Source organism: Gemmobacter nanjingensis (assembly GCF_014652195.1).
GTDB classification, from domain to species: domain Bacteria; phylum Pseudomonadota; class Alphaproteobacteria; order Rhodobacterales; family Rhodobacteraceae; genus Gemmobacter; species Gemmobacter caeni.
The window spans coordinates 39,440-63,344 of record NZ_BMYI01000007.1 but is presented as its reverse complement, the minus strand read 5'-3'; the positions used below and the strand labels follow the sequence as shown (position 1 = coordinate 63,344).

Here is a 23,905-nt window from a genome sequence, read left to right as displayed (position 1 = left end):
GGTCCCGGTGGGGCGGCTGCCGCAGACCGGGGTTGCAGCAGCGGTTTTGCTGCTGTGCCTTGCGCTGTCCCTGATGGTCGGCCCTTACGGTCTCTCCCTGCGGCAGATCGGCGGGCTGATGCTGGCGGCGCTTTCGGGGCGACTGCCAGACGGACCCGAAGCCTCGGTTCTGTTCCAGATCCGTTTGCCGCGTGTGCTGGCTGCGGGGCTGGTTGGTGCCGCGCTGTCGGCGGCTGGGGCGGCCTATCAGGTGACTTTCCGCAATCCGCTGGTCTCGCCCGATATTCTGGGTGTTTCCGCCGGGGCGGGGTTTGGCGCGGTTCTGGGGATTCTTCTGGGCCTGCCGATCCTTGCCATTCAGGGGCTGAGCTTCACGGGCGGTATGGTCACCGTCGGGCTGGTGATGGCCCTGGCCGTGGCCTTCGGCAACCGGGGCGAGGCGCTGTCGCTGATCCTGACCGGCATCGCCATCGGGGCGCTGGCCGGGGCCGGAACCGCCATGGTGAAAACGCTGGCCGATCCCGATGACCAGCTTCCCGCCATGACGTTCTGGCTGCTGGGCAGCCTTGCGGGAACCCGGACTGCCGATGTGGCCTTCCTTTTACCCGCCCTTCTGCTGGGGGCGGGGCCGCTGATCCTGATGCGCTGGCGCATCGGCCTGCTGGCGCTTGGCGAAGAGGAAGCCCGCGCCCTTGGCGTGGAAACCACGCGGCTGCGCCTTGTCGTGATTGTCTGTGCCACGTTGATGACGGCGGCAGCGGTTGCCACGGCGGGCACGATCGGCTGGGTCGGTCTGATGGTGCCCCATATGGCACGCCTGCTGGCAGGTGCGCGTTTTGACCGGGTCTTGCCGCTGGCAGCGCTGCTGGGCGCGGCCTTCATGGTGCTGATCGACACCGCTGCGCGCAGCCTTGCCGTGACCGAAGTGCCGCTTGGCGTGCTGACCGCCATTCTGGGGGCGCCGGTCTTTCTGACCCTGCTGGCGCGCGGAGGCCGGCGATGGAACTGATCCATGCCAGCGGGCTGGCCATCGCTGCCGGGCGGCGCGTGCTGGTGCGCGACATTTCCTTCACCCTGCACCCCGGTCAGGTTCTGGCCCTTCTCGGTCCGAACGGAACCGGCAAGAGCACGCTGTTCCGAACCCTTCTTGGCCTGACCCCGGCAGCGGCGGGAACGATCAGGCTGCAAGGTGCCTCCCTGCCCTTGCCGCGCCGGGCCATTGCGGCCCGGCTGGCCCTGGTGCCACAGGCCATGCAGGCGGCTTTTCCGTGGACTGTGCGCGATTTTGTCCTGATGGGGCGGACGATGCACCTCTCCGGCTTTGCCGCCCCCGGCAAGGCCGATCACGCGGCTGCCACTGCTGCGCTGGAGGAGATCGGCCTGCTGTCCCATGCCGAGCGGCTGGTGACGCGGCTTTCCGGCGGCGAGCGCCAGTTGGTCCTGATCGCGCGGGCGCTGGCGCAGAATGCACCGGCCCTGTTGATGGATGAACCCTCCTCCGCGCTGGATTTTGCCAATCGGGAACGGCTGGCCGATCTGATGGAGCGGCTGGCCCGCCGCAGGCTAGGTCTCATGTTCAGCACACATGACCCGGCGCAGGCGGCAAGGCTGGCGTCCGAGGTGCTGACCATCGACCGGAGCGGTACCGCGCGGTTGGGCCCTGTGGCAGATCAGCTTGCCCCCGCCCGTCTCGCCGCCCTTTACGACATGCCTGAAGAGGCGGTGCGGCGCGGTCTGGGGAATCTGCTGCGCTGAATGCCTTATTCCGCAGCCTGAGGTCGGGCCAGTTGTGCCAGCATTGCCGCAATCTCGGGCCGGCAGGCGCCGCAGTTGGTGCCTGCCCCTGTCGCCTGCCCGATGGCCGCCAGATCGCAGGCTCCGTCGCGGAAGGCCGATTGCAGACGGTTGCGGCCGACACCTGCGCAGGCGCAAACCAGTGGCCCGTTATCGGCCCGGTCCGAGCCGCCTGCACAGGGGGCGAGGGTCGCGGCGCCGCGCGGCGTGCCGATCCGTGCGATAGCGGCATCCCGCGCGATCATCACAGGGGAGGGGGCCGCGAACAACAGCGCCACCACGCGCCCCGACAGGATCAGCGCGATGGAAACCTGACCGCGCGCCGCATCTTCCGTTTGCATGACTTCTGCATCCGGCAGGTCAAACAGTGCGCGCGCAAAGGCTAAGGGATCATCCGGGGCTTCCAGTAAGGCGAGTTCGGCGGCAAGGCCGGTTTCGGTGACCCGCCGTGCCCAGTAGCCCCCGTCAGGCGCGATGCTTCCGGCGGCGCAGGCAAAAGCAAACCAGCGAGCAGGCCAGGGTCGCAGAGATACTGCCGCAGCTTTCGATTCGGGCTGACCTGACAGAGGGTCCGTCACGGCGCTGACCACGGCGTCTATCCGGCCTGTGGGCGCCGTCTCGCCGGTCCAGTGCATCGGGGCGAAAATCTGCCGGGGTCGCACGCGATCGGTGACCACCACGCGCAGCACCGCACTTCCGGAGGCAGAGCGGACCTCGGCCAGTGACCAGGGCGACAGACCCGAGCGCAGCGCGTCAGAGGGGTGAACCTCGACAAAGGGTTCGCCAAGATGCTGGTTGAGCCGGGGCGCCTGTCCGGTTCGCGTCATGGTATGCCACTGGTCGCGAATGCGTCCGGTGTTCAGCCGGAACGGATGCTCCGGGGTAAGCATCGCCTGCGGTGGGGTGCTTGTCACCGCAATCATGCTCGGCCTGCCGTCGGGGGTGAAATACCGGCTGTCGCCAAAGAACCGGCCCCCTTGCCGCAACGCAGTGCTGGGCCAGCGAAAGGGTTCCATTCTGTCATAGTCGGCATCACTGATCGCGGCCTTGCCCGAAATATCGAAATCGCGCCCCAGCGCCCCCGCAATGCCAGACAAAGCGGCATGTTCGCGGAAGATCGCGGCGGGGCCGGGCCAGTCGAACCTGTCAAAGCCCATGCGCCGCGCCACCCCGGCGAGCATCCACCAGTCGGGGCGGGCGGCGCCGGGTGGCGCCAGCACCGCACGCTGGCGGCTGATCGTGCGGTCGGAATTGGTGACGGTGCCCGATTTCTCGGCCCATGCGGCGGCGGGCAGCAGAACATGGGCCAGCCGCGCGGTATCTGTGGCGCCGGTCACGTCGCTGACAGCAACGAATTCGCAGGCTGCGATGGCGGCGCGCACTGCATCGGCCTCGGGCAGGGTGACGGCGGGGTTGGTATGGATGATCCACAGCGCCTTGACCCGCCCGTCACCCACGGCGCGGAACAGGTCCACCGCCTTCAGCCCCGGTCGTTCGGCCATGCGAGGGGCGCGCCAGAATTGTGCGACCGCCGCGCGATGGGCCGGGTTTTCCAGCGACAGGTGACAGGCCAGCTGATTGGCCAGCCCGCCCACCTCGCGCCCGCCCATGGCATTGGGCTGGCCGGTCACGCTGAACGGCCCCATGCCGGGGTGGCCGATGCGGCCCGTTGCCAGATGGCAGTTCAGGATCGCATTCACCTTGTCGGTGCCCGAACTGGACTGGTTCACACCCTGCGAAAACACCGTCACGACCTTTTCCGTGCGGCACCACAGATCAAGGAACCGTGCCAGATCCGCAGGGCCAAGGCCGGTTTCACCGCTGTCGGCGCGGGCGGATTGCACCGCCGCCTCCAGCCCGGTGGCATCGCTGGCCAGAAGCTCCCGGTCTGCCAGTGCGGCCAGCAGCCGGTTGAACAGCGCCACATCCGCGCCGGGGGCAATGGGCAGATGCAGGTCGGCCGCCCCTGCGGTAACGCTGCGGCGTGGGTCGATGACCACGATCTTCGTGCCCCGCGTGGCCCGTGCCGCCTCGATCCGCTGCCACAGGACCGGATGGCACCAAGCGAGGTTCGACCCGACAAGGACGATCAGATCCGCCTCCTCCAGATCGTCATAGATGCCGGGCACGGTATCGGCACCGAAGGCCCGGACATGCCCCGCCACGGTCGAGGCCATGCAGAGCCGCGAGTTGGTATCGACATTGGCGCTGCCGATGAACCCCTTCATCAGCTTGTTGGCGACATAGTAATCCTCGGTCAACATCTGCCCGGACAGATAAAGCGCCACCGACTCCGGCCCGTGTGCGGCAATTGTCTGGCGAAAGCGGGTGGCGATCAGGCTCAGCGCCTGATCCCAGTCTGCGGGCCTGCCGTGGATCTCGGGCGTCGTCAGGCGGCCGGAGCGCCCGACCGTCTCGCCAAGTGCGGTGCCCTTGGAACACAGACGCCCGCGATTGGCCGGATGGTCCGGGTCGCCCCGCACGATCAGCCCGCTTTCACCCGCAGGGGCCAGCAGGACACCACAACCGACACCGCAATAGGGACAGGTCGAGCGGATCATGCGACGCGCTTTCCGGCCAGCCGTTCCACGTCGATCAGCACGCGACCCGCCAAAACCTGCGCGGGATAGGTGGCTACCGCCCCCTCATCCGCGCCCTGTGCCCGGCCGGTTTCCAGATCGAAGACCCAGGCATGCAGAGGGCAGGTCACGGCATGGCCGTGCACGATGCCATCGGACAGCGGCCCGCCCTTGTGGGGGCAGCGGTCATCCAGCGCGAAAACCCGGTCGTCATGCGTGCGGAACACCGCGACACAGCCTTCGGGCGTGCGCAGGGTGCGGGCGCCCCGCAGCGGAATCTCTTCCAGCGCGGCAATGTCGATCCAGCGCGTCATTCTGCGGCCTCCTGCATCAGCGTGGCAAGGGGGTGGAACCGCCGCGCCGCCTCGGGCGTGGCGCGTTCGGCCCAGGGGTCTTTCTGGCAGACGGATTGTGACAGGTCGAAGCGCTCGATCAGCCCGGCGCGGATTTCCGGGTCCAGCACCCGACCCTTTACCCAGTCCAGCCCGACCTTCTTCAGCCATTTGTAGGGCCGGTCCAGATAGCGGGCATTCTCGCGGTAAAGCTGGATGAAGGCGATGGTGAGGGCAATGGCCTCGTCCTCGGTGGCGACGGCGGCAAGACGCTCGGTTTCCTTCAGATCCATGCCCGCCGCGCCGCCGACACCGATCTGATAGCCGCTGTCAACGCAGATGATCCCCACATCCTTGCAGGTCGCTTCGGCGCAGTTGCGCGGGCAGCCCGACACCGCAAGCTTGACCTTGTGAGGCGTCCATGAACCCCAGAGCCGTTGTTCCAGCCTGATGCCCAGCCCCGTCGAATCCTGCGTGCCGAAGCGGCAGAATTCCGACCCCACGCAGGTTTTCACCGTGCGCAGGCCCTTGGAATAGGCATGACCGGAAACCAGACCGGCGGCATTCAGATCGGCCCAGATCGCGGGCAGATCCTCTTTCCGCACACCCAGCAGGTCGATCCGCTGTCCGCCTGTGACCTTGACCATGGGCACGTCATATTTGTCAGCAGCATCGGCAATGGCGCGCAGCTCGGCGGCATTGGTGACACCGCCCCACATGCGCGGCACGACGCTGAAGCTGCCATCCTTCTGGATATTGGCATGCAGGCGTTCGTTGACGAAACGGCTCTGGTCGTCGTCGCGGTAGTCCAGCGGCCAGTCGGCCAGAAGGTAGAAGTTCAGCGCCGGGCGGCAGGTGGCGCAACCGCACGAGCTGTTCCAGCCCAGCTCCTGCATCACGGCGGGCATGGATTTCAACGCATTGGCCTTGATCAGGCGGCGCACCTCGTCATGTGTGAGGCTGGTGCATCTGCACATCGGCTGCGCAGCGGGCCGGGAGAAGGCATCGCCCAGCGTCGCGGCCAGAACCTGTTCCACCAGCCCTGTGCATGTCCCGCAGGAGGCGCTGGCCTTGGTGCGGGCGCGCACCAGCCCCAGATCGGTTGCCCCCTCGCCGATCGCCCGGACGATCTGTCCCTTGCAGACGCCGTTGCAGCCACAGATCTCTGCCTCAGGCGGCAAGGCTGCAACGGCTGCAAGAGGGTCCGACTGGGCCCCCCCCTCGAACGCGGGGCCGAAGATCAGCGTCTCGCGCCGGGCCGAGATATCGGCGCCCTCCCTGATCTGCTGGAAGAACCAGTTGCCATCCGCCGTGTCGCCATACATCACCGCACCGATCAGCCGGTCATCCGCGATCACCAGCCGTTTGTAGATGCCGCGCGCCGGGTCGCGGAACACGATTTCCTCGCGCCCCGGCGCCTCGGCGAAATCGCCTGCGCTGAACAGGTCGCAGCCGGTGACCTTCAGCTTGGTGGCGGTCTGCACCGGGGCAAAGGCTGCCACACGGCCGTTCAGCACCCCGGCCAGCACCTTTGCCTGATCGTAAAGCGGGGCGACGAGGCCGAAGAGCTGGCTGTCGAACTCGACGCATTCGCCAAGCGCGAAGATCGCAGGGTCCGATGTGGTCAGCTGTGCATCGACCACGATGCCGCGCCCGACCTCAAGCTGCGCGTCATTGGCAAGGCGCACCTCGGGGCGGATGCCGACCGCCATGCACACCAGATCGGCGCCGTAGACGGTGCCATCCTCCAGCAGCACGGCTTCAACCTGGTCGGTGCCGAGGATCGCCTTGGTCGCCCCCCGGCAATGGACACGGATGCCGCGCCGTTCCAGATCCTTCTGCAAAAGGTAACTGGCGGCGGGGTCAAGCTGACGCTCCATCAGGTGGCCCATCAGGTGAATCACCGTCACATCGGCACCGCGCGCGGCCATGCCCGCGGCGGCCTCCAGACCCAGAAGCCCGCCACCGATAACCACGGCCCGCGCGCCGGGACGGCTGGCCGCGATCATGGCGTTGGTATCCTCCAGATCGCGGTAGGTCACGACGCCCGGCAGATCCTTGCCCGGCACCGGAAGGATGAAGGGCGCCGAGCCGGTGGCGATGACCAGCCGGTCATAAGGCACCGGGCCGCCTGCGCCGTGAACCACCTTCGCCGCGCGGTCGATCCGGGTCACGCTTTCCCCGAAGCGGCAGTCGATGCCATGCGTGGCATAGAAGGCGTCGTCATGGGTGACGATCTCGGCGTAAGTCTTTTCGCCCGACAGCACCGGGGACAGCATGAGGCGGTTGTAGTTGCCGCGCGGTTCGGCGTTGAACAGGGTGATGTGCCAGGCGTCCGGGGCGGTGTCGCGCAGATGCTCGATCAGCCGGCCAGAGGCCATTCCGGCACCGATGATGACAAGTCGCTGGGTCATGGGGTGTCCTCGCGGGTTCAGGCAGGTTGACCATCGGGAAGGCGGCGGATCGCGGACTGCATCCAGACGAGGCTGGCCAGCACGATCACAAACAGGGCGGCAAAGCAGCTTGACCAGTCGCCGGTCACGTCGCGGAGCCAGCCGAACAGCAGCGGCAGGACGAAGCCGCCAAGCCCGCCGATCATGCCGACCATGCCGCCGACGGCCCCTACATTCTGCGGATAATAAACGGGGATGTGTTTGTAGACCGCAGCCTTGCCAAGCGCCATGAACAGGCCCAGCACGAAGACGATGGCGATGAAGCCCGCAGGTCCGATGCCCAGCGGCAGCGCCAGCAGCAGGGTCGCCACAGCCGAAATACCAAAGGTCCAGTAAAGGATCGCCCGCGCACCGTATTTGTCGGACAGCGCGCCGCCCCACGCCCGGAACACCGAACCGGGCAGCGAATAGGCCGCGCCGATCATGCCTGCCGTGGCCACATCGAAGTGGTAAACTCCGATCAGGTAGCGCGGCAGCCACAGTGCCAGCGCGACGAAACCACCAAAGACGAAGAAGTAGTAAAGCGAGAAGCGCAGCACGCGGATGTCGGCCATGACGGCAAATTCTGCCTTCAGCCTGCGGGGAGTGGCGGTGGCCTGTTGCGGATCATCCTCGGACATGAGCCAGAACAGGATGGCGGTCACGGCCAGCACGGCGGCATAGACCTGCGCCGCGCCCTGCCAACCCAAGGCGATCATCAGGAAGGGCGCGCCGAACTTGGTCAGCGCGGCGCCGACATTCCCGACGCCGAAAATGCCAAGCGCCGTGCCCTGCCGCCCGGCGGGGTAGAACCGCGAGACATAGGCGACGCCCACCGCAAAGGTGCCGCCTGCCAGACCGACGCCAAGCGCCGCGACAAGGAATTGTGCATAGGTGGTCGCAAAGCTGAGCAGCAGGGTCGCCAGCGCGGCGGCCAGCATGGTCAGTGTAAAGACTGATCTGCCGCCGATACGGTCTGTCCAGATGCCAAGCACGACGCGCACCAGAGATCCGGTCAACACCGGCATGCCGACCAGCAGGCCGAACTGGGTGTCGGTGAGTTGAAGCAATTCACGGATTTGCAGGCCGATGATCGCAAAGATCGTCCAGACGGCAAAGCAAATGGTGAAGGCGAAGGTGGACAGGGTCAGCGCCCTGGTCGGGGAGGAAAGGGAAATCTGGGCCATGGGCTCGGGCTCCGGTTTCGTCAGAGGATGGGGAGGGGCGAGGCGGCGGCAACATGGCTGCCGCTGGGGCGGGCGCCCTTTCGGGCGAGCGGGCCGGGCCATCGGATCAGCAGGATGGCCGGATTGGTCATGTCGGCGGCTGCGGCGGCCATGCCGCGCAGCACAGTTGTCAGGATGCGCTCTGCCGCAGTTCCGGCCTGCTGGACGATTTCGACCGTGCAGGTTTCGGGGGCGCCCGTGGCCAGCAGTTCCGCCTCGACGGCGGGCAGGCGGTGCATCGCCATGTAAAGCGCCAGCGTGGTGCCGGGACGGAAGCTGCCTGCCAGATCGGCGGTTTCGCCGGGACGGCAGGTGGCAGTGGCGAGCACCAGCCGCTCGGTCTGGCCCCGCTCGGTCAGCGGGCGGGTCAGCGCGGCGGCGGCGGCGCTGGCCGCCGTGATGCCGGGCACGATCTCGACCGGCACGCCTGCAAGTCGGGCGGCCGCGATCTCTTCGCAGGCGCGGCCGAAGACCGAAGGATCGCCGGATTTCAGCCGCACGACCCGCAGTCCCGACAGGGCGGCCGCGATTACAACGCAATTGATGCGGGGCTGGGGCCAGTGGTTTGCACCGACCGCCTTGCCGACATCGACCTTGCGTGCCGGGGTCAGGGCCAGCACCTCGGGGCTGGCCAGGCGGTCATGGAACACGACATCGGCCTCGCGCAGCCGGTGCAGTGCCCGCATGGTCAGCAGATCGGCCGCGCCGGGCCCGGCACCTACAAGGGCAATCCTGCCCAGCGGGTGCCCGTGGGGTGGGTCGGGGGGCAGCAGGCTCATGTCTTCACCGCAGTCGGGATCATGGGGTGTCCCTTTCTGGAAATGAAAAAGCCGCACGACAGCAGGGAACGGACCCTGCGGTCGAGCGGCTTTGCTCGGATGATGTTCGGGGGGTGTCTTGCGGGAACGCCATTGTTCCCGAAGTCCCCTTCACGCTGCGCCCCGCTGCCGGTCTGGTCAAGCGATCCGCCGGGCCAGCCGGTGAAGGCGCGGAAAATGCCTAGAATATGTGCTGATCAGGCGGTGTCTGGATCAAAAACCGCACCGTCGAAGAACCTGTCAGGCAGCAGAAGCACCCGTCCCGCGGCTGCCGGATGCAGGCCGGGTTCACTGACCGCGCCTTCCAGCCGGGAGGAGGCGGCGGGCAGGTCTGCCCCTGCCGGTCTCAGATGGAGACGGTAAAGATCGCTGCGAAACACTGCCTGCGCGGCATGGCGGGCCTGCGTGACATCCAGCCCGTGTCTGCGGGCCAGCCGTGCGCCGATCCATTCGGCCTGACTGCGCCAGGGAAAGGTCGCGCAGCCTTCGAAGAACTCCACACCGCTGTCCATCGCGCGCTCGATCAGGTCGGGCGGCAGGTCGAGATAGGGGCTGCGGGCCATGATCTCGGCGGCCGTGATCCGGTTCTCGCGCAGCCGCAGCCAGCGGCAGGCCCGCCAGACGGCCCGCATCAGACGGCCGGTCAGGTCAGGGTCGGCCTCGGCCCGGTCGCGCCGCATCGCCAGCACCTTGTCGGGCGGCGCCCGCCAGATCGCGGTGCCAGGCAGCAGAAGGCTTGCGATGCCCCGGTCTGCCGCCCCGGTTGCCCAGGGTTCGCCCACGATGAACAGATCCAGCTCGCCTGCCGCCATGGCATCGGGCAACAGCGGCGGCGGTACGGTCTGCACCGTGATCTCCTCTCCCAGCCAGCGATACAGAAGCTCGGCATGGATCGAGAAGGGAAAGGGCACCCCGATCCGCAGCGGCATCGGCAGCGCAGAGCGAAGAGCCACCGGATCGGTGCGATCCGCCCCGCCCAGGTGCCGGACGATATGATCAGGAAAGGCGATCATCTCGCCCCCCAGCGATGTGACCATCAACGCATCCAACGCCGCAGCCCCGCCGCCCAGCCCAAGCGCCTGAGCCACCGGAATGGGTGACAGCATCGAGGCCGCATCGACCTGACCAAAGGTCAGCAGATCCCGCAGCGCCGACCACGAGGGCGCGCGGCGCAAGGTCAGGTTCAGCCCCTCCTCCTCGGCGAAGGCCAGTTCACGCGCCACGATCAGCGGTGCGGCGTCGATCAGTGGCAGAAACCCGGCGGTGACGGACAGATGGCTCATTTCAGCAGGTCCGCTGCCGTGAGTATGGCTTGGGCGATTTCGACGATCTTCTTCTTCTGGTCCATCGCAGTGCGGCGCAGCAGGGCATAGGCCTCGTCCTCGCCGATGCCGCGCGCCTTCATCAAAATGCCCTTGGCGCGGTCGACGATCTTGCGTTCCTCCAGCGCCGCGCGCGTGGCGGCCAGTTCGGCGCGCATCCGCTGGAACAGGTGAAAGCGCGCGATGGCGGCATCCAGCACCGGGCGCAGACGCTCGGCCCTGAGGCCGTTCACCACATAGGCCGAAAGCCCCGCCTCGATGGCCGCGCGCGTCAGATCGCGGTCAGAGCGGTCGACGAACATTGCCACCGGGCGTTCCATGGGCGAGGAGGCGAGGCTGAGTTCTTCCAGCGTATCGCGCGAGGGGTTGGCCACGTCGATCAGCACCAGATCTGGGGCGAGTTCGGCAATACGCCTGGCCAGCCCCTGCTCACTGTCGATCACCGTCACTTCACATTCTGCACGCAAGGCCTCGGTGATCAGCACGGCGCGTTCTGGGATTTTTTCGATCAGGACGATGGACAGGGGTTTCATCAGGCCGGTCAGTCAGCAGGACAGGGTGAGCCACAGGATGCGGCGCACCCCGCGACATGGCAATCCCGCAGCCCCCGGCGCTGCCGGCCGGCCCCCCGATCCGCCCGCCGTTTCAGCACCAGCGCCTCAAAGGTCATCATCACATGGCAGTTTGAAACCCCGGCTCAGGCCGGGCGCCATGGCGTGGCGGTGGGCCCTGCGAGGCGCAGCAGATCTACCGCGCGGGCAGCGATCTGCGCACTGGCCTCTGCCAGCGAGGCCGGCCGAAGGTAGAAGGCCGGCACCGGCGGCAGGATCACCGCCCCCATTTCGGTGGCGGCGGTCATGTTGCGCAGATGCGCCAGCGTCAGCGGAGCCTCGCGTGCCAGCAGGATCAGCGGGCGGCGCTCTTTCAGTTGCACACCCGCCGCGCGGGTCAGCAGCGTGTCGTCCAGCCCCTGCGCGATCGCGGCAAGGCTGCGCATCGAACAGGGGGCGACGATCATCCCCGCCACGGGATACGACCCCGAGGCGATGCTGGCGCCAAGGTCGCGGATCTCATGGCAGCGGTTGGCAAGGGCGCAAAGCTCCGCCTCGGCGTCGGGCCCAAGTTCCTCGGCCAGTGTGCGGCGCGCCATGGGTGAGATGACCAGATCGACCCCGGCCCCAAGTCGGTGCAACAGCCGCGCGCAGTCCCGCGCCAGCATGGCGCCTGAAGCTCCCGAAACCCCCAGAACCACCCGCGCGCTCATCGAAGAACTTCTGCCAGAAGCGTGGCGGCGCGGGCTTCATGGGCCGGGTCCAGCGCCATTATGCGGCCCCAGTCGCGCGTGGTCTCCGTCCCGGTCTTGGTGGTTGCATCCAGCCCTATCTTGCCTGCAAGGGCCTCTGTCGGGCTGGCGAAATCCAGATAGTCCATCGGCGTGCCGGTCACCTGCATAATATCGCGGCCGGGATCCATCCGGGTCGAGATCGCCCAGAGCACATCGTCCCAGTTGCGGGCGTCGATGTCCTCGTCCACCACGACGATCATCTTGGTATAGCTGAACTGCGGCAACATGCCCCAAAGCGCCATCATCACGCGGCGCGCCTGACCGGGATAGCTTTTGGCGATCCTGACCACGGCGATCCGGTAGGAACAGGCGGCGGGCGGCAACCAGAGGTCCAGCACCTCGGGGATTTGTGCGCGGATCACCGGCAGCGCCAGATCATTGAACACCTCGCCAATGACGGAGGGTTCGTCGGGCGGGCGTCCGGTGACGGTGGACAGATACAGCGGATCATCCCGGCAGGTGATGGCGCTGACCCGCATGACGGGGAAAGGCTCGGCTGCATTGTAATAGCCGGTATGGTCGCCGAACGGGCCTTCGGGCGCAAATTCGCCGGGGTGAACCCAGCCCTCGATCACGATTTCGGCGCGTGCGGGTACCATCAACGGCACGCTGACGGCAGCCGCTACCTCGGCTCGCGCTCCGCGCAACACGCCGGAAAAGGTGAGCTCCGACACCGTTTCGGGCAGCGGCAGCGCGGCTGACAGCAACAACGCCGGATCGCAGCCCAGGGCGATGGCTACCGGCATCGGCTCGGACCGGGCAGCCCAGGCACGGTAATGCGCCGCGCCGCCACGATGGGCGAGCCAGCGCAGGATCAGCCGGTCCGGCCCGATCACCTGCGCGCGGTAAACCCCGAGGTTCAAGGCATTCAGATCTCCGGGCCCGGCGCCGGGCGGGCGGGTGATGACCACCGGCCAGGTGATCAGCGGCCCTGCATCTTCGGGCCATGGCACCTGTACGGGCAGCGCAGAAAGATCGGCCAGCCGCGCTGCCTGCACCGGAGGGCGGGCCAGAACTTTCGCACGCGCAGACAGCGCCGCGCGCATCATCGGCCAGCGTGACAATGCGTCCCGCAGACCGGCAACCGGGGCCGGCGCGCGCAGGGCGGCCAGAAATGCGCCCAGGTCCGGCACCCGGTCAGGCGTGATCCCCAGCCCGGCCGCGACGCGCGCCCGGGTGCCGAACAGATTGCCGATGACCGGCAGCGCAGCAGCCCGGCCTTGAACCATGGCCGCGTCAAAGCGCAGGGCGGGCCCTCCGGCCCGCAGGGCCGCCAGCATCACGGCTGTCATCTCGTGTCTCGTGTCCACCGGCGCGGCGACTGTCGCCAGGCCGCCCGTCCGCGCCAGATGGTCGAGGAAGGCGCGCAGATCGGGAAAGACAGGCAGGTCACGCATCACGGGGGTCCGGTTCTCTTTTGTCGCGTGATAGACCCGGAGGCGGCTGCCAATCTTGATCATAGTCAAGTCCTGCCCGGCGCAGAGGCGTTATGCCCCGGTCATGCAACCTGACTTTCCGTTCCCGGCGTTTGTGCTGCCCGGCCCGCTGAACCTGATCCTGACCCGCCTGATGCGCGGCATGGCGCGCCGCCATCCGGCGATCCTGCGCCGTCTGGGTGACAAGGCAGGCGCCCGCATTCTGGTCGACGTCACCGACGCACCCTTTCCGCTGCTGATGGAGCCTGCCGCCCTGCGCCTGACCGCCGTGCGACGCGATGTGGCCTGCGATGCGGTGATCCGGGGGCGGCTGGCAGCTTTTCTGGACATGCTGCATGGCGGGGCGGACGGCGATGCGCTGTTCTTCTCGGGCGCGCTGGAAATCTCGGGCGATACTGCAGCGGTGCTGGCCCTCCGTAATGCGCTGGATGATGCCGAACTGGATCTGACCGACGAACTGGCGGCCGAGGGCGGCCCGCTGGCGCCGATCCTGCGGCGGGGCGCGGCCCTGCTGGCACGGCGGTCAGGCCTGATGCTGACCCGTCATACCGGAGGAATGCGATGATGGAGCTGGTCTGTCCGGCGGGTACTCCCGCTGCTCTGCGGGCGGCTGTAGAGGCGGGGGCCCATGCCGTCTACTGTGGCTTTGCCGACGAGACGAATGCCCGCAACTTTCCCGGCCTGAATTTCAGCCGCGCCGAACTGGCCGCAGGCGTGGCCTTCGCCCATGCGCGTCATGCGAAGGTTCTGGTGGCGATCAACACCTTTCCCCGCGCGGGGGAACAGGCGCTCTGGCACCGTGCGGTGGCCGATGCGACGGCGGCGGGCGCGGATGCGGTGATCCTTGCCGATCCCGGCCTTCTGGCACATGCCGTCGAGCATCATCCCGGTCTGCGGCTGCATCTTTCGGTGCAGGCGGCTGCCGCCAATCCCGACGCGATCAACCTTTATGCCGAGGCTTTTGGTGTGAGGCGTGTCGTGTTGCCCCGCGTGCTGACCGTGGCCGAAATTGCCGCCATCACCCGCGAAGTGACTGTGGAGACCGAGGTATTCGTCTTCGGCGGGCTTTGCGTCATGGCCGAGGGGCGCTGTTCGCTGTCGTCCTGGGCGACGGGGCTGTCGCCGAACATGAACGGGGTCTGCTCTCCGGCCAGCCATGTGGCCTATGCCGATGTCGCTGGCCGGAACGAGGCGCGGCTGGGCGGCTATCTGATCCACCGGACCGCCAAAGAGGCGCCGGTGCCCTATCCGACGCTGTGCAAGGGCTGTTTCAGCGCGCCTGACGGCAGGGGAGGGGGGCAGACCGGCCACATCTTTGAAGATCCCGCAAGTCTGGATGCCACCCGTCTGATCCCCGCGCTGGCGCGAGCCGGTGTTCGGGCGCTGAAGATCGAGGGGCGGCAGCGCAGCCGCGCCTATGTGGCGCAGGTTGTCCGCACCTTCCGCGCGGCAGTGGATGCGGCGGCCAGCGGGGCGCCGATGCCGGACAGCCTGTTGGCCAGCCTGACCGAAGGACAGGCCGCCACGACAGGTGCCTATGCGAAGACATGGAGGTAAGCCCTTGGACCTGACGATCGGCGCCATCCCCTTCTTCTGGCCTGCTGAAACTGTGCGCGCCTTCTATGCAACTCTCGCCAGGACGCCTGCCACGCGGGTTTCGGTCGGGGAATGGGTCTGTTCAAAGCGCCTGCCTTTCTGGCAGCACGAAATCCCGGCTGCCGTCGATTGCTTGCAGGTGGCGGGCAAGGAGGTGGCACTGGCCAGTCTCGCGCTGATTACGCTGCCGCGTGAAAGGCGCCAGACCGCCGAACTGGCAGAAGCCGGGCTGCCGGTCGAGGTGAATGACCTGAGCGTGCTGCGCCACCTGCCGCAAGGTGCGGCCTTCTGGGTTGGCCCGGTGGTCAATGTCTACAACGAGGGCACGCTGGACTGGCTGGCACGACGGGGTGCCACCCGCATCTGCCTGCCGCCGGAGCTGCCCTTGCCCTCGGTCGCGCGTCTGGCTGCGGCTGGCCGTTCGGCTGGCGTCGCGGTCGAGGTCTGGGGGCATGGTCGTGTGCCACTGGCGATCTCGGGCCGGTGCTATCACGCGCGGCTGCATGACCGCGCCAAGGACAGTTGCCAGTTTGTCTGCGGCGATGACCCGGACGGTCGCGATATCGACACGCTGGACGGCCAGCCCTTCCTGACCGTGAATGGTGTGCAGACGCTGGGGCGGGCGATCACCACGGCGGCCAGCCATCTGGAGGCGCTGCAAGCCGCCGGGGTGGCGGCGCTGCGGCTGTCGCCGCATGCCGGGGATTTCGCCGGAGTGGTGCATCTGTGGGCGTCGGCGCTCGCAGGCGGTCGCCCTCTGTCGCTTGGCGACCTTGCCCGCCTGATGCCGGGACAGAGTTTCTGCAATGGCTTTCTGTCCGCCGCGCCGGGCGCCCGGCCAGCGGCAACGCTCTGACTCGGCTGTCTTGACTATGGTCAAGGCTGTGGCGGCCCTGCGGACCTAGACCTGCCGCATGCGCCGCCTTTTCCAAGCCCTTCTCTGCCTTTCGCTGACGCTGGCCTTCGTGCTGTCAGGCGCGCTGCGCAGTGATGCGGCCCTTGGCGGCGTCACCGAAATGGTGATCTGCGGAGAAGGCGGGGCCTCTACAATCCTGCTGGATGCGCAAGGCAACCCCGTTGACGGCAAGCGTTGCTGCGATTGTGTGAAGTGCCTGCCAGTCCTGACGTTTCTGCCCGAACCTGCTGTCGTCGTTCGCCCCGCGCCGGTCGGCTTTGTCCGGCTGGGCAGGGTGTTGTCCGGTGCGACCGTCATGCGGCGCCAGCACCTGCGCCCGATGCCGCGCGGTCCACCGCTGGCATCGCACATACGTCATCGCCGGCGCGGCGGCCTGCCGCAGCCCCGACGTTTCGCCACGGGTCTTGAGTTTGGTCAAGTCCTCTTGCGCAGCGCCGGGGCAGAACCCGGGCACCTGAAAGAGGTTGCCCGATGATTCTGCTTGTCCGCCTGATTCTTGTTTGCCTTACGCTGATGCTGCCACGGTTCGCACTGGCCGAGCCGCTTTTGCCCGGCCTCCTGGCCAAACTGCCCGCCGCTGCACTGGTGCCACAGGCCGATGGCTATGGTCCGATGCGTGACGACCTGCCGGTTGTTCCCGTCCTCAGGGGCGGCGAAACCATCGGCTGGGCTTTCGCGACCAGCGATTTTGTCGGCACCACCGGCTATTCCGGCAAGCCGATCCACACGCTTGTCGCGCTGGACCCGCAGGCGCGCATTCTGGGGGTCGCGCTGGTCAAGCATTCCGAACCCATCGTGCTGATCGGCATTCCCGATGCGAAAATCAAGGCGATGGTCGCGGGCTATGTCGGGCTGGATCTGGTGGCCGAGGTCAATGCCGGCGGCACCGGACATGATGTCGACATCATTTCCGGCGCCACGGTCACGGTCATGGTGATCGACGATTCCATCGTGCGGTCGGGGCTGAAGGTGGCGCGGGCCCTGAGGCTTGGCGGTCTTCACCCCGAGGCCCCTGCGCAGGGGCCGGTGTTGCAGGTCGATCCCGATGCCGCCGCCCCTGCCGACTGGACCACGATGGAAGGCGATGGCACGCTGCGCCGCCTGTCGCTGGATGTGGCGCAGGTGAACGAGGCTTTCGCCGCGCTGGAGGACAAGCGGGCGGGCGAACGCGCGCTGAAGGATGCGCCTGACACCCGCTATATCGAGATTCAGGCGGCGCTGGTGTCCGTGCCGGGGATCGGCCGCGCGCTGCTGGGCGAGGCGGAATACGCCAATCTGCAAGGCTGGCTGCAACCGGGCGATCATGCGCTGATGCTGGCGGGGCGCGGCCTCTACAGCTTCAAGGGGTCTGGCTATGTGCGCGGCGGCATCTTTGACCGCATCGTGCTGATTCAGGACGATGTCTCGGTGCGCTTCCGCGACCGGATGCACCGCAGGCTTGTCAGCCTCGCCCCTGCCGATGCGCCGGATTTCACCGAGAAAGACCTGTTCCGCATTCCCGCCGACAGCGGCTTTGATCCGGCGAAACCCTTCCGCATCCAGTTGCTCGTGCAGCGCGAGATCGGGCCGATCGAAAAGGCATTTACCACCTTTGATCTGGGCTACCAGTTGCCCGCCGCCTATCTGCGCAAGGTAACGCCCGTCTCGGCCCCTGCCGAAGCGATGGCTACGCAGGAGGAAGGCAGCGCCCAAGCCGATCTGTGGAAGAAGATCTGGCGCGGCTCGAAGGCCGACATCATCGCGCTTGGCGGGATGCTGCTGGTGCTGACCGGGGTGTTCTTCTTCCAGACCTTCGCCACCCGTAATGCGCGGCTTTTCTTCTGGTTCCGCATGGGCTTTCTGACCGTCACGCTGGTCTGGCTGGGCTGGATCGCCAATGCGCAACTGTCGGTCGTGAACCTGATGGCGCTGTTCGGCGCGCTGGTGAACGGGTTTTCCTGGCAGGCGTTCCTCCTGGACCCGCTGACCTTCATCCTGTGGTTCGCCGTAGCGGCGGCGCTGCTGTTCTGGGGGCGCGGAGCCTATTGCGGCTGGCTTTGCCCCTTCGGCGCGCTTCAGGAAATCACCAACCGCATCGCGCGGGCGCTCCATGTGCCGCAATGGACACTGCCCTGGGGCCTGCATGAACGGCTCTGGCCAGTGAAATACATGATCTTCCTCGGCCTGTTCGGGGTCAGCCTCATGTCCATCGAACAGGCCGAGCATCTGGCAGAGGTAGAGCCGTTCAAGACCGCGATCATCCTGAAATTCATCCGCGCCTGGCCCTTCGTCGCCTATGCGGCGGCGTTGCTGATGGCCGGGCTGTTCGTGGAGCGGTTCTATTGCCGCTATCTCTGCCCGCTGGGGGCGGCGCTGGCGATCCCCGCGCGTATCCGCATGTTCGACTGGCTGAAACGCTACAAGGAATGCGGCAGCCCCTGTCAGAGCTGCGCGAACCAATGCCCGGTGCAAGCCATTCATCCGACAGGGGAAATCAACCCCAATGAATGTGTGAACTGCCTGCATTGCCAGGTTCTGTACCAGTCAAAAACCATCTGCCCGGTGGTCATCAAAAAGATGAAGCGGCGCGAGGCGATCGGCACGCCACCCGCCGGGCATCCCAACGCAAAACCCGTCGCCTCTGAAGGAGTGACCCCATGACCACCGAACCGAAATCCGGCCTGAGCCGCCGTTCCCTTCTGGGCGCCACCGCAGGCGGGGCCGCCCTTGCCAGCACCCTTGGTGGACGGCTGGCGCTTGGCGCCGGTGCCTCGGGCCTTGCCACCATGGCCGCGACGAGCGCCGCCCGCGCCGCGGGCATCGAGGTCGCGCCGGGGCAGCTTGATGAATACTATGGCTTCTGGTCTTCAGGCCAGACCGGCGAGATGCGCATTCTGGGCATCCCCTCGATGCGCGAACTGATGCGCGTGCCGGTGTTCAACCGCTGCTCCGCAACCGGCTGGGGCCAGACGAATGAATCCCTCCGCATCCACCAGCGTACGATGAGCGACAGCACAAGGAAATTGCTGGAGGCAAATGGCAAGAAGATCCACGACAATGGCGACCTGCACCATGTCCACATGTCCTATACCGAGGGCAAGTATGACGGCCGCTACCTCTATATGAACGACAAGGCCAATACCCGTGTGGCGCGGGTGCGTGGCGATGTGATGAAATGCGACGCCATTCTGGAAATCCCGAATGCCAAGGGCATTCACGGCATGCGTCCGCAGAAATGGCCGCGTTCCAACTATGTCTTCTGCAACGGCGAGGATGAAGCGCCGCTGGTGAACGACGGTTCCACCATGAAGGATGTCAGCACTTATGTGAACATTTTCACCGCTGTGGATGCCGACAAGTGGGATGTCGCATGGCAGGTGATGGTGTCGGGCAACCTTGACAACTGCGATGCCGACTACGAGGGCAAATGGGCCTTCTCGACGAGCTACAACAGTGAAATGGGCATGAATCTGGCCGATATGACGGCCAGCGAGATGGACCATGTGGTCGTCTTCAACCTCGCCGAGATCGAGAAGGCCATCGCGGCCGGGCAGTATCAGGAGGTGAACGGCGTTAAGGTTCTGGATGGCCGGAAAGAGGCGAACAGCCAGTTCACCCGGTATATCCCGGTCGCCAACAACCCGCATGGCTGCAACATGGCGCCCGACAAGCGCCACCTCTGCATCGGTGGCAAGCTGTCGCCCACCGTTACGGTGATCGACGTGACACTGCTGGATGCGGTGTTTGCCGGGGCCGAACCGCGCTCCTGTGTGGTGGCCGAGCCCGAACTGGGTCTTGGTCCGCTGCACAACGCCTTTGACGGGCAGGGTAACGTCTTTACCTCGCTGTTCCTCGACAGCCAGGTGGTGAAGTGGAACATCGACAAGGCGATTGCCGCCTACAAGGGCGAGAAGGTCGATCCGATCCTCGACAAGGTGGATGTGCAGTATCAGCCCGGCCACCTGAAGACCTCGATGGGCGAAACGCTGGAGGCCGACGGAAAATGGATGGTCTGTCTCTGCAAATTCTCGAAAGACCGCTTCCTGAACGTCGGTCCGCTGAAGCCCGAGAATGACCAGCTGATCGACATTTCGGGCGACAGGATGGTGGTGGTGCATGACGGTCCCACCTTCGCCGAACCCCATGATGCGATTGCGGTTCATGCCAGCAAGATGACCAACATCAAATCAGTCTGGGATCGCAATGATCCGATGTGGGCAGAAACCCGCAGGCAGGCCGAGGCCGATGGCGTGGATCTTGACGGCTGGCAGGATCAGGTGATCCGCGACGGCAACAAGGTGCGGGTCTACATGTCCAGCCAGGCGCCGCAGTTCGCGTTGGAAGAGTTCACCGTCAAGCAGGGCGACGAGGTCACGGTGACCATTACCAACCTCGATGACATCGACGATCTGACCCACGGTTTTACCATGGGCAATCACGGCGTCGCCATGGAGATCGGGCCACAGCAGACTTCGTCGGTGACCTTCGTCGCGGCCAATCCGGGGGTTTACTGGTATTACTGCCAGTGGTTCTGCCACGCGCTGCACATGGAAATGCGCGGTCGCATGTTCGTGGAGCCGAAATGACCCTCCGGCTGGCCCTTACCCTGTGCCTTCTGGCATTGCCCGCTTTGGCGGATCAGCGCGCCGTGGCGCCGGGGACGGGGCTGGCCGCCGCCATCGCCGGGGCAGCCCCCGGCGATGTGCTGCTGTTGCAGGAGGGGGACTACCCTGGTCCCGTCCGCATCGACCGCCCGCTGACCCTGCGCGGCCCGCGCGGGGCACGGGTTGACGGGCTGGGGCAGGGCACCGTCATCACCATCGCCGCGCCTGATGTGACGCTGGAAGGGTTCAGCCTCACCGGATCGGGCAATGCCAATGCCGATCTGGACTCAGGGGTGAAGATCCTCAAGGGCGCCGACCGTGCCCGAATTTCGGGTCTGCTGCTGCAGGACAACATGCACGGGATCGACGTGCATGGCGGGCGCGATGCACAGGTCACCGGCAATGTGATCGAGGGCCGCCGGAACCCCCGCATGAATGACCGGGGCAACGGCATCTACATCTGGAACAGTCCCGGCACAATTGTCACCGGCAATTCCGTGCGCTGGGGACGCGACGGCATCTTCTCCAACACCTCGCGCAAGGGGCTGTATCGCGGCAACCTGTTTCGCGATCTGCGCTTCGCCGTCCACTACATGTATACCCATGACAGCGAGGTGTCGGACAACATCAGCATCGGCAACCATCTTGGCTTTGCCATCATGTTCTCCGACCGTGTGAAGGTGCAGGGCAACCGCAGCCTCGGCGACCGCGAGCATGGCGTGATGCTGAACTTCGCCAACAGCGCCGATGTCTCGGGCAATCTGGTGCGGGGCGGCACGAAGAAATGCCTGTTCATCTACAATGCCCACAAGAACCTGATCTGGGGCAACAGGTTTGAGGGCTGCGGCATCGGCATCCACTTCACCGCCGGATCGGAACGTAATGTGCTGACCGGGAATGCCTTCATCGGCAATGCCGAGCAGGTGAAATATGTCGGCACCCGGCTTCTGGAATGGAGCTTCAAGGGGCGCGGCAATTACTGGTCGGATCATCCGGCCTTCGACCTGAATGGTGATGGCATCGCTGATTCAGTGTTCCGCCCGAACGATCTGATGGACCATATCCTCTGGTCGCAGCCTGCGGCCCGGCTGCTGACCGGCGCGCCATCGGTGCAGCTGATCCGCTGGTCGCAATCCAACTTCCCTGCCACGCTGCCCGGTGGCGTGGTGGACAGTGCGCCGCTGATGGCGCCGCTCTCCCTTCCCGTATCCGCAGACATCGCCGCGATGGAGGCCGAAGTGGCCGGCCGTTGGGCGAAAGGCAAATTCGATGACTTCAACCCTGACGATCTCGGGTCTCACTAAGCAATTCGCGGGGGTGACGGCCCTGTCGGACGTGACGCTTTCCGTCGCGCCGGGCGAGCGTGTCGCGCTGCTGGGCCATAATGGTGCGGGCAAGTCGACGATGATGAAGATCATCCTCGGGCTGATCCCGCAAACGGCGGGGCAGGTTACGGTCTGCGGCGCCGCGCCGGGGTCGGCTGCGGCGCGGGCGCAGGTGGCCTATCTGCCGGAAAACGCGGCCTTCCACCCGGCGCTGACCGGGCTGGAACAGATGCGCCACTACCTCGCGCTGCGCGGTGAGCCTGCAACGGCGGCGCTGCCACTGCTGGAGCAGGTGGGGCTGGGCGCGGCCGCGCGACGGCGGATCGGCACCTATTCCAAGGGGATGCGGCAGCGTGTCGGCCTTGCGCAGGCGTTGATCGGCAGCCCGCGCCTTCTGGTGCTGGACGAACCGACTTCGGGCCTGGATCCGGTGTCGCGGCGCGATTTCTATGCGCTGCTGGACGGGCTGGCGGCACGGGGGGCCGCGATCCTGCTCTCCTCGCATGCGCTGACCGAGGTGGAGGCGCGGACGGATCGTATCCTGATCCTCTCGAAAGGGCGGCTCGTGGCCGAAGGCCCGCTGGCCGATCTGCGGCGGCAGGCGGCGCTGCCCGTCGCCCTGCATGTGACGCCGCGCGCGGGGGCAGAACTGGATCTGCCGGGCGCGGTGGCAGTGGGCGGTGCGCTGCATCTGACCTGTGCGCAGGACGAGAAGCTGGCGCTGTTGGCGCGGATTACCGCGATGGGCGATGCGGTTGCCGATCTGGAGGTGCTGCCCCCCAGCCTTGAAGACATCTACAGCCATTTCAGCCAGAGGGCCGGGCAATGATCCGACGCATTCTTGCCACCGCCGCCTGCGAGTTCCGCATCTCGCTGCGCAATCGCTGGGTCTCCATTGCCGTTGCGCTGATGGGCCTGTTCTCGCTGGTGCTGGCCGCCGCCGGATCGGCGCCTACCGGAGGGCTGGGGGTGGACCGGCTGTCAGTCATCGTGGCCTCCCTCACCTCGCTGGGTGTCTATCTTGTGCCGCTTCTGGCGCTGCTGATGAGCTTTGATGCCATCGCGGGCGAGGCGGAGCGCGGCACATTGCCCCTGCTGCTGACCTATCCGGTCGCGCGGACCGAGGTGCTGGTGGGCAAGATGCTAGCGCATCTGGCGGTGCTGGCCCTGGCTTGCGGCACGGGCTACGGGCTGGCCGCTGTTGCGGCGCTCTCGTCCGATCCGGGGGCGGTTGCCGGGCTGCCTGCGCTGATCCGATTGTTCTGGACCTCGGTTCTGCTGGGCGCGACCTTCATCAGCGCGGGCTATGCGCTGTCGTCCCTGTCACGGCGGCCCTCGGGGGCGGCCGGGCTGGCAATCGGGCTGTGGCTCGGGTTGGTGGTTCTTTATGACCTTGGCCTGCTGGCCGCAGTGGTGGCCGACAATGGCGGGTGGTTCACGCTCAATGCCTTTCCGCTGGCCTTGCTGGCGAACCCGGCCGATGCGTTCCGGCTCTACAACCTCGCGGCATCCGAGGCGACGGCTGCGGCGGCGGGCGTGGCGGGTGCGTCCGCAACCATCCCGCCGTGGCAGTCACTGGCCTCTGTGCTGCTGTGGCCAATGCTGGCGCTGGCGCTTGCCGTGCTCGGGTTTCGCAGGGTGACGCCATGAAACGCCTGTTCCTCATGCTGCTGCTGGCCGCCTGTCAGGAACAGGCCGCGCAAGTCACCGATCCGGTGGCGCTGACCCCCGATGCGGTGGGCTACTACTGCCAGATGAACCTGCTGGAGCATCCGGGCCCCAAGGCGCAGGCCCATCTGGAGGGGCTGCCCGGCGCACCGCTGTTCTTCAGCCAGGTTCGCGATCTGGTCGCCTATCTGCGCGCGCCGGAACAAAGCCACCGCGTGCTGGCGGTCTGGGTCAATGATATGGCCGCGCCCGGCGCCACATGGGAAACCCCCGGCGCGACCAACTGGATCGACGCGCGGACGGCGCTTTACGTTGTTGGGGCCGAAATTGAAGGCGGCATGGGGGCACCGGAATTCGTGCCCTTTTCCGATATCGCCGCCGCCCGCGCCTTTGCCGCGCGCCATGGCGGGCAGGTCATGTCCTTGCAGGCGATCCCCGATGCGCTTGTGACCCTTGCCGCCCCCGATACCGCAGAAGACGCCGACTGGCAGCGCCGCCTGCAAGACCTGTCCCGCCAGACCGGAGGTTGATCC

21 protein-coding genes are annotated in these 23,905 nt (G+C 66.6%); 11 read left to right on the top strand and 10 right to left on the bottom strand.

The features are described 5' to 3' along the window. Positions 1 to 7 precede the first annotated feature (7 nt). Together IE126_RS12725 and IE126_RS12720 are read left to right on the top strand one after the other, a co-directional pair. Positions 8 to 1,009, top strand: coding sequence for a FecCD family ABC transporter permease (locus IE126_RS12725; protein ID WP_308429978.1), 1,002 nt, complete (start codon positions 8 to 10; stop codon positions 1,007 to 1,009). Further along, a complete protein-coding gene (locus tag IE126_RS12720) occupies positions 1,000 to 1,755 on the top strand; it encodes an ABC transporter ATP-binding protein (RefSeq protein WP_189381214.1) in 756 nt (251 codons plus the stop codon). The genes IE126_RS12725 and IE126_RS12720 overlap by 10 nt, the downstream gene beginning before the upstream one ends. Positions 1,756 to 1,760: 5 nt before the next feature. Here the strand turns inward: IE126_RS12720 and IE126_RS12715 are convergent, their stop codons facing one another. The 9 genes from IE126_RS12715 to IE126_RS12675 all read right to left on the bottom strand — a co-directional run bounded on the left by IE126_RS12715 (position 1,761) and on the right by IE126_RS12675 (position 13,245). Continuing rightward, positions 1,761 to 4,355 carry a nitrate reductase gene (locus IE126_RS12715; protein ID WP_189381213.1) on the bottom strand — a complete coding sequence of 865 codons (2,595 nt, stop codon included), beginning with the start codon at positions 4,353 to 4,355 and terminating at the stop codon, positions 1,761 to 1,763. Continuing rightward, the gene (gene nirD / locus IE126_RS12710; protein WP_189381212.1) at positions 4,352 to 4,687 is read right to left on the bottom strand and encodes a nitrite reductase small subunit NirD; all 336 of its coding nucleotides are present in this window, start codon (positions 4,685 to 4,687) and stop codon (positions 4,352 to 4,354) included. Before nirD ends, IE126_RS12715 begins: the two co-directional genes overlap by 4 nt. Further along, complete coding sequence (nirB, locus tag IE126_RS12705) at positions 4,684 to 7,119, bottom strand: nitrite reductase large subunit NirB (RefSeq protein WP_189381211.1); 2,436 nt, start codon at positions 7,117 to 7,119, stop codon at positions 4,684 to 4,686. Before nirB ends, nirD begins: the two co-directional genes overlap by 4 nt. A gap of 17 nt (positions 7,120 to 7,136) precedes the next feature. Then, complete coding sequence (locus tag IE126_RS12700) at positions 7,137 to 8,324, bottom strand: MFS transporter (protein ID WP_189381210.1); 1,188 nt, start codon at positions 8,322 to 8,324, stop codon at positions 7,137 to 7,139. Positions 8,325 to 8,344: 20 nt separating this feature from the next. Continuing rightward, on the bottom strand, positions 8,345 to 9,142 hold the full coding sequence (cobA, locus tag IE126_RS12695; RefSeq protein WP_189381209.1) for a uroporphyrinogen-III C-methyltransferase: 798 nt from the start codon (positions 9,140 to 9,142) through the stop codon (positions 8,345 to 8,347). A gap of 236 nt (positions 9,143 to 9,378) precedes the next feature. Further along, positions 9,379 to 10,464 (bottom strand): ABC transporter substrate-binding protein, encoded by a 1,086-nt coding sequence (locus tag IE126_RS12690; RefSeq protein WP_054302152.1) that lies wholly within the window; start codon positions 10,462 to 10,464, stop codon positions 9,379 to 9,381. Then, a complete protein-coding gene (locus IE126_RS12685; protein ID WP_189381315.1) occupies positions 10,461 to 11,039 on the bottom strand; it encodes an ANTAR domain-containing response regulator in 579 nt (192 codons plus the stop codon). Before IE126_RS12685 ends, IE126_RS12690 begins: the two co-directional genes overlap by 4 nt. A 161-nt stretch (positions 11,040 to 11,200) precedes the next feature. Then, a complete protein-coding gene (locus tag IE126_RS12680) occupies positions 11,201 to 11,767 on the bottom strand; it encodes a UbiX family flavin prenyltransferase (protein WP_189381208.1) in 567 nt (188 codons plus the stop codon). Then, positions 11,764 to 13,245, bottom strand: a complete 1,482-nt coding sequence (locus IE126_RS12675; RefSeq protein WP_189381207.1) for a UbiD family decarboxylase — start codon at positions 13,243 to 13,245, stop codon at positions 11,764 to 11,766. Before IE126_RS12675 ends, IE126_RS12680 begins: the two co-directional genes overlap by 4 nt. 103 nt (positions 13,246 to 13,348) lie before the next feature. On the opposite strand from IE126_RS12675, the gene ubiT reads away from it, so the two are divergent. Genes ubiT through ubiV form a run of 3 tightly spaced genes read left to right on the top strand, consistent with a single transcriptional unit; the run spans position 13,349 to position 15,736 of the window. Further along, positions 13,349 to 13,849, top strand: coding sequence for a ubiquinone anaerobic biosynthesis accessory factor UbiT (gene ubiT / locus IE126_RS12670; protein ID WP_189381206.1), 501 nt, complete (start codon positions 13,349 to 13,351; stop codon positions 13,847 to 13,849). Then, positions 13,849 to 14,841 (top strand): ubiquinone anaerobic biosynthesis protein UbiU, encoded by a 993-nt coding sequence (gene ubiU / locus IE126_RS12665; RefSeq protein WP_189381314.1) that lies wholly within the window; start codon positions 13,849 to 13,851, stop codon positions 14,839 to 14,841. Before ubiT ends, ubiU begins: the two co-directional genes overlap by 1 nt. A 4-nt stretch (positions 14,842 to 14,845) precedes the next feature. Beyond that, positions 14,846 to 15,736, top strand: a complete 891-nt coding sequence (gene ubiV, locus IE126_RS12660) for a ubiquinone anaerobic biosynthesis protein UbiV (RefSeq protein WP_189381205.1) — start codon at positions 14,846 to 14,848, stop codon at positions 15,734 to 15,736. A 115-nt stretch (positions 15,737 to 15,851) separates the two neighbouring features. Here the strand turns inward: ubiV and IE126_RS12655 are convergent, their stop codons facing one another. After that, entirely contained in the window at positions 15,852 to 16,214 is a 363-nt protein-coding gene (locus IE126_RS12655; RefSeq protein WP_145693638.1) for a hypothetical protein, read from the bottom strand. A gap of 53 nt (positions 16,215 to 16,267) precedes the next feature. On the opposite strand from IE126_RS12655, the gene IE126_RS12650 reads away from it, so the two are divergent. The 6 genes from IE126_RS12650 to IE126_RS12625 are packed head-to-tail and all read left to right on the top strand — an operon-like array spanning position 16,268 to position 23,902. Next, positions 16,268 to 18,436 carry a NosR/NirI family protein gene (locus tag IE126_RS12650; protein WP_189381204.1) on the top strand — a complete coding sequence of 723 codons (2,169 nt, stop codon included), beginning with the start codon at positions 16,268 to 16,270 and terminating at the stop codon, positions 18,434 to 18,436. Beyond that, positions 18,433 to 20,361 (top strand): TAT-dependent nitrous-oxide reductase, encoded by a 1,929-nt coding sequence (gene nosZ / locus IE126_RS12645; protein ID WP_054302144.1) that lies wholly within the window; start codon positions 18,433 to 18,435, stop codon positions 20,359 to 20,361. Before IE126_RS12650 ends, nosZ begins: the two co-directional genes overlap by 4 nt. Continuing rightward, on the top strand, positions 20,358 to 21,683 hold the full coding sequence (locus tag IE126_RS12640; protein WP_189381203.1) for a nitrous oxide reductase family maturation protein NosD: 1,326 nt from the start codon (positions 20,358 to 20,360) through the stop codon (positions 21,681 to 21,683). The genes nosZ and IE126_RS12640 overlap by 4 nt, the downstream gene beginning before the upstream one ends. Continuing rightward, on the top strand, positions 21,649 to 22,533 hold the full coding sequence (locus IE126_RS12635; protein ID WP_189381202.1) for an ABC transporter ATP-binding protein: 885 nt from the start codon (positions 21,649 to 21,651) through the stop codon (positions 22,531 to 22,533). Before IE126_RS12640 ends, IE126_RS12635 begins: the two co-directional genes overlap by 35 nt. Then, positions 22,530 to 23,354: an ABC transporter permease gene (locus IE126_RS12630; RefSeq protein WP_189381201.1), complete on the top strand. Its 825-nt coding sequence runs from the start codon at positions 22,530 to 22,532 to the stop codon at positions 23,352 to 23,354. Before IE126_RS12635 ends, IE126_RS12630 begins: the two co-directional genes overlap by 4 nt. Then, positions 23,351 to 23,902 (top strand): nitrous oxide reductase accessory protein NosL, encoded by a 552-nt coding sequence (locus IE126_RS12625; RefSeq protein ID WP_189381200.1) that lies wholly within the window; start codon positions 23,351 to 23,353, stop codon positions 23,900 to 23,902. The genes IE126_RS12630 and IE126_RS12625 overlap by 4 nt, the downstream gene beginning before the upstream one ends. Positions 23,903 to 23,905 lie beyond the last annotated feature (3 nt).

Excerpts from the sequence above, each read along its gene's own strand:
- IE126_RS12720 (WP_189381214.1), top strand. The coding sequence starts at position 1,000 with ATGGAACTGATCCATGCCAGCGGGCTGGCCATCGCTGCCGGGCGGCGC.
- IE126_RS12715 (WP_189381213.1), bottom strand. The coding sequence starts at position 4,355 with ATGATCCGCTCGACCTGTCCCTATTGCGGTGTCGGTTGTGGTGTCCTG.
- nirD (WP_189381212.1), bottom strand. The coding sequence starts at position 4,687 with ATGACGCGCTGGATCGACATTGCCGCGCTGGAAGAGATTCCGCTGCGG.
- nirB (WP_189381211.1), bottom strand. The coding sequence starts at position 7,119 with ATGACCCAGCGACTTGTCATCATCGGTGCCGGAATGGCCTCTGGCCGG.
- IE126_RS12700 (WP_189381210.1), bottom strand. The coding sequence starts at position 8,324 with ATGGCCCAGATTTCCCTTTCCTCCCCGACCAGGGCGCTGACCCTGTCC.
- cobA (WP_189381209.1), bottom strand. The coding sequence starts at position 9,142 with ATGAGCCTGCTGCCCCCCGACCCACCCCACGGGCACCCGCTGGGCAGG.
- IE126_RS12690 (WP_054302152.1), bottom strand. The coding sequence starts at position 10,464 with ATGAGCCATCTGTCCGTCACCGCCGGGTTTCTGCCACTGATCGACGCC.
- IE126_RS12680 (WP_189381208.1), bottom strand. The coding sequence starts at position 11,767 with ATGAGCGCGCGGGTGGTTCTGGGGGTTTCGGGAGCTTCAGGCGCCATG.
- IE126_RS12675 (WP_189381207.1), bottom strand. The coding sequence starts at position 13,245 with ATGCGTGACCTGCCTGTCTTTCCCGATCTGCGCGCCTTCCTCGACCAT.
- ubiT (WP_189381206.1), top strand. The coding sequence starts at position 13,349 with ATGCAACCTGACTTTCCGTTCCCGGCGTTTGTGCTGCCCGGCCCGCTG.
- ubiU (WP_189381314.1), top strand. The coding sequence starts at position 13,849 with ATGGAGCTGGTCTGTCCGGCGGGTACTCCCGCTGCTCTGCGGGCGGCT.
- IE126_RS12650 (WP_189381204.1), top strand. The coding sequence starts at position 16,268 with ATGATTCTGCTTGTCCGCCTGATTCTTGTTTGCCTTACGCTGATGCTG.
- nosZ (WP_054302144.1), top strand. The coding sequence starts at position 18,433 with ATGACCACCGAACCGAAATCCGGCCTGAGCCGCCGTTCCCTTCTGGGC.
- IE126_RS12640 (WP_189381203.1), top strand. The coding sequence starts at position 20,358 with ATGACCCTCCGGCTGGCCCTTACCCTGTGCCTTCTGGCATTGCCCGCT.
- IE126_RS12635 (WP_189381202.1), top strand. The coding sequence starts at position 21,649 with ATGACTTCAACCCTGACGATCTCGGGTCTCACTAAGCAATTCGCGGGG.
- IE126_RS12630 (WP_189381201.1), top strand. The coding sequence starts at position 22,530 with ATGATCCGACGCATTCTTGCCACCGCCGCCTGCGAGTTCCGCATCTCG.
- IE126_RS12625 (WP_189381200.1), top strand. The coding sequence starts at position 23,351 with ATGAAACGCCTGTTCCTCATGCTGCTGCTGGCCGCCTGTCAGGAACAG.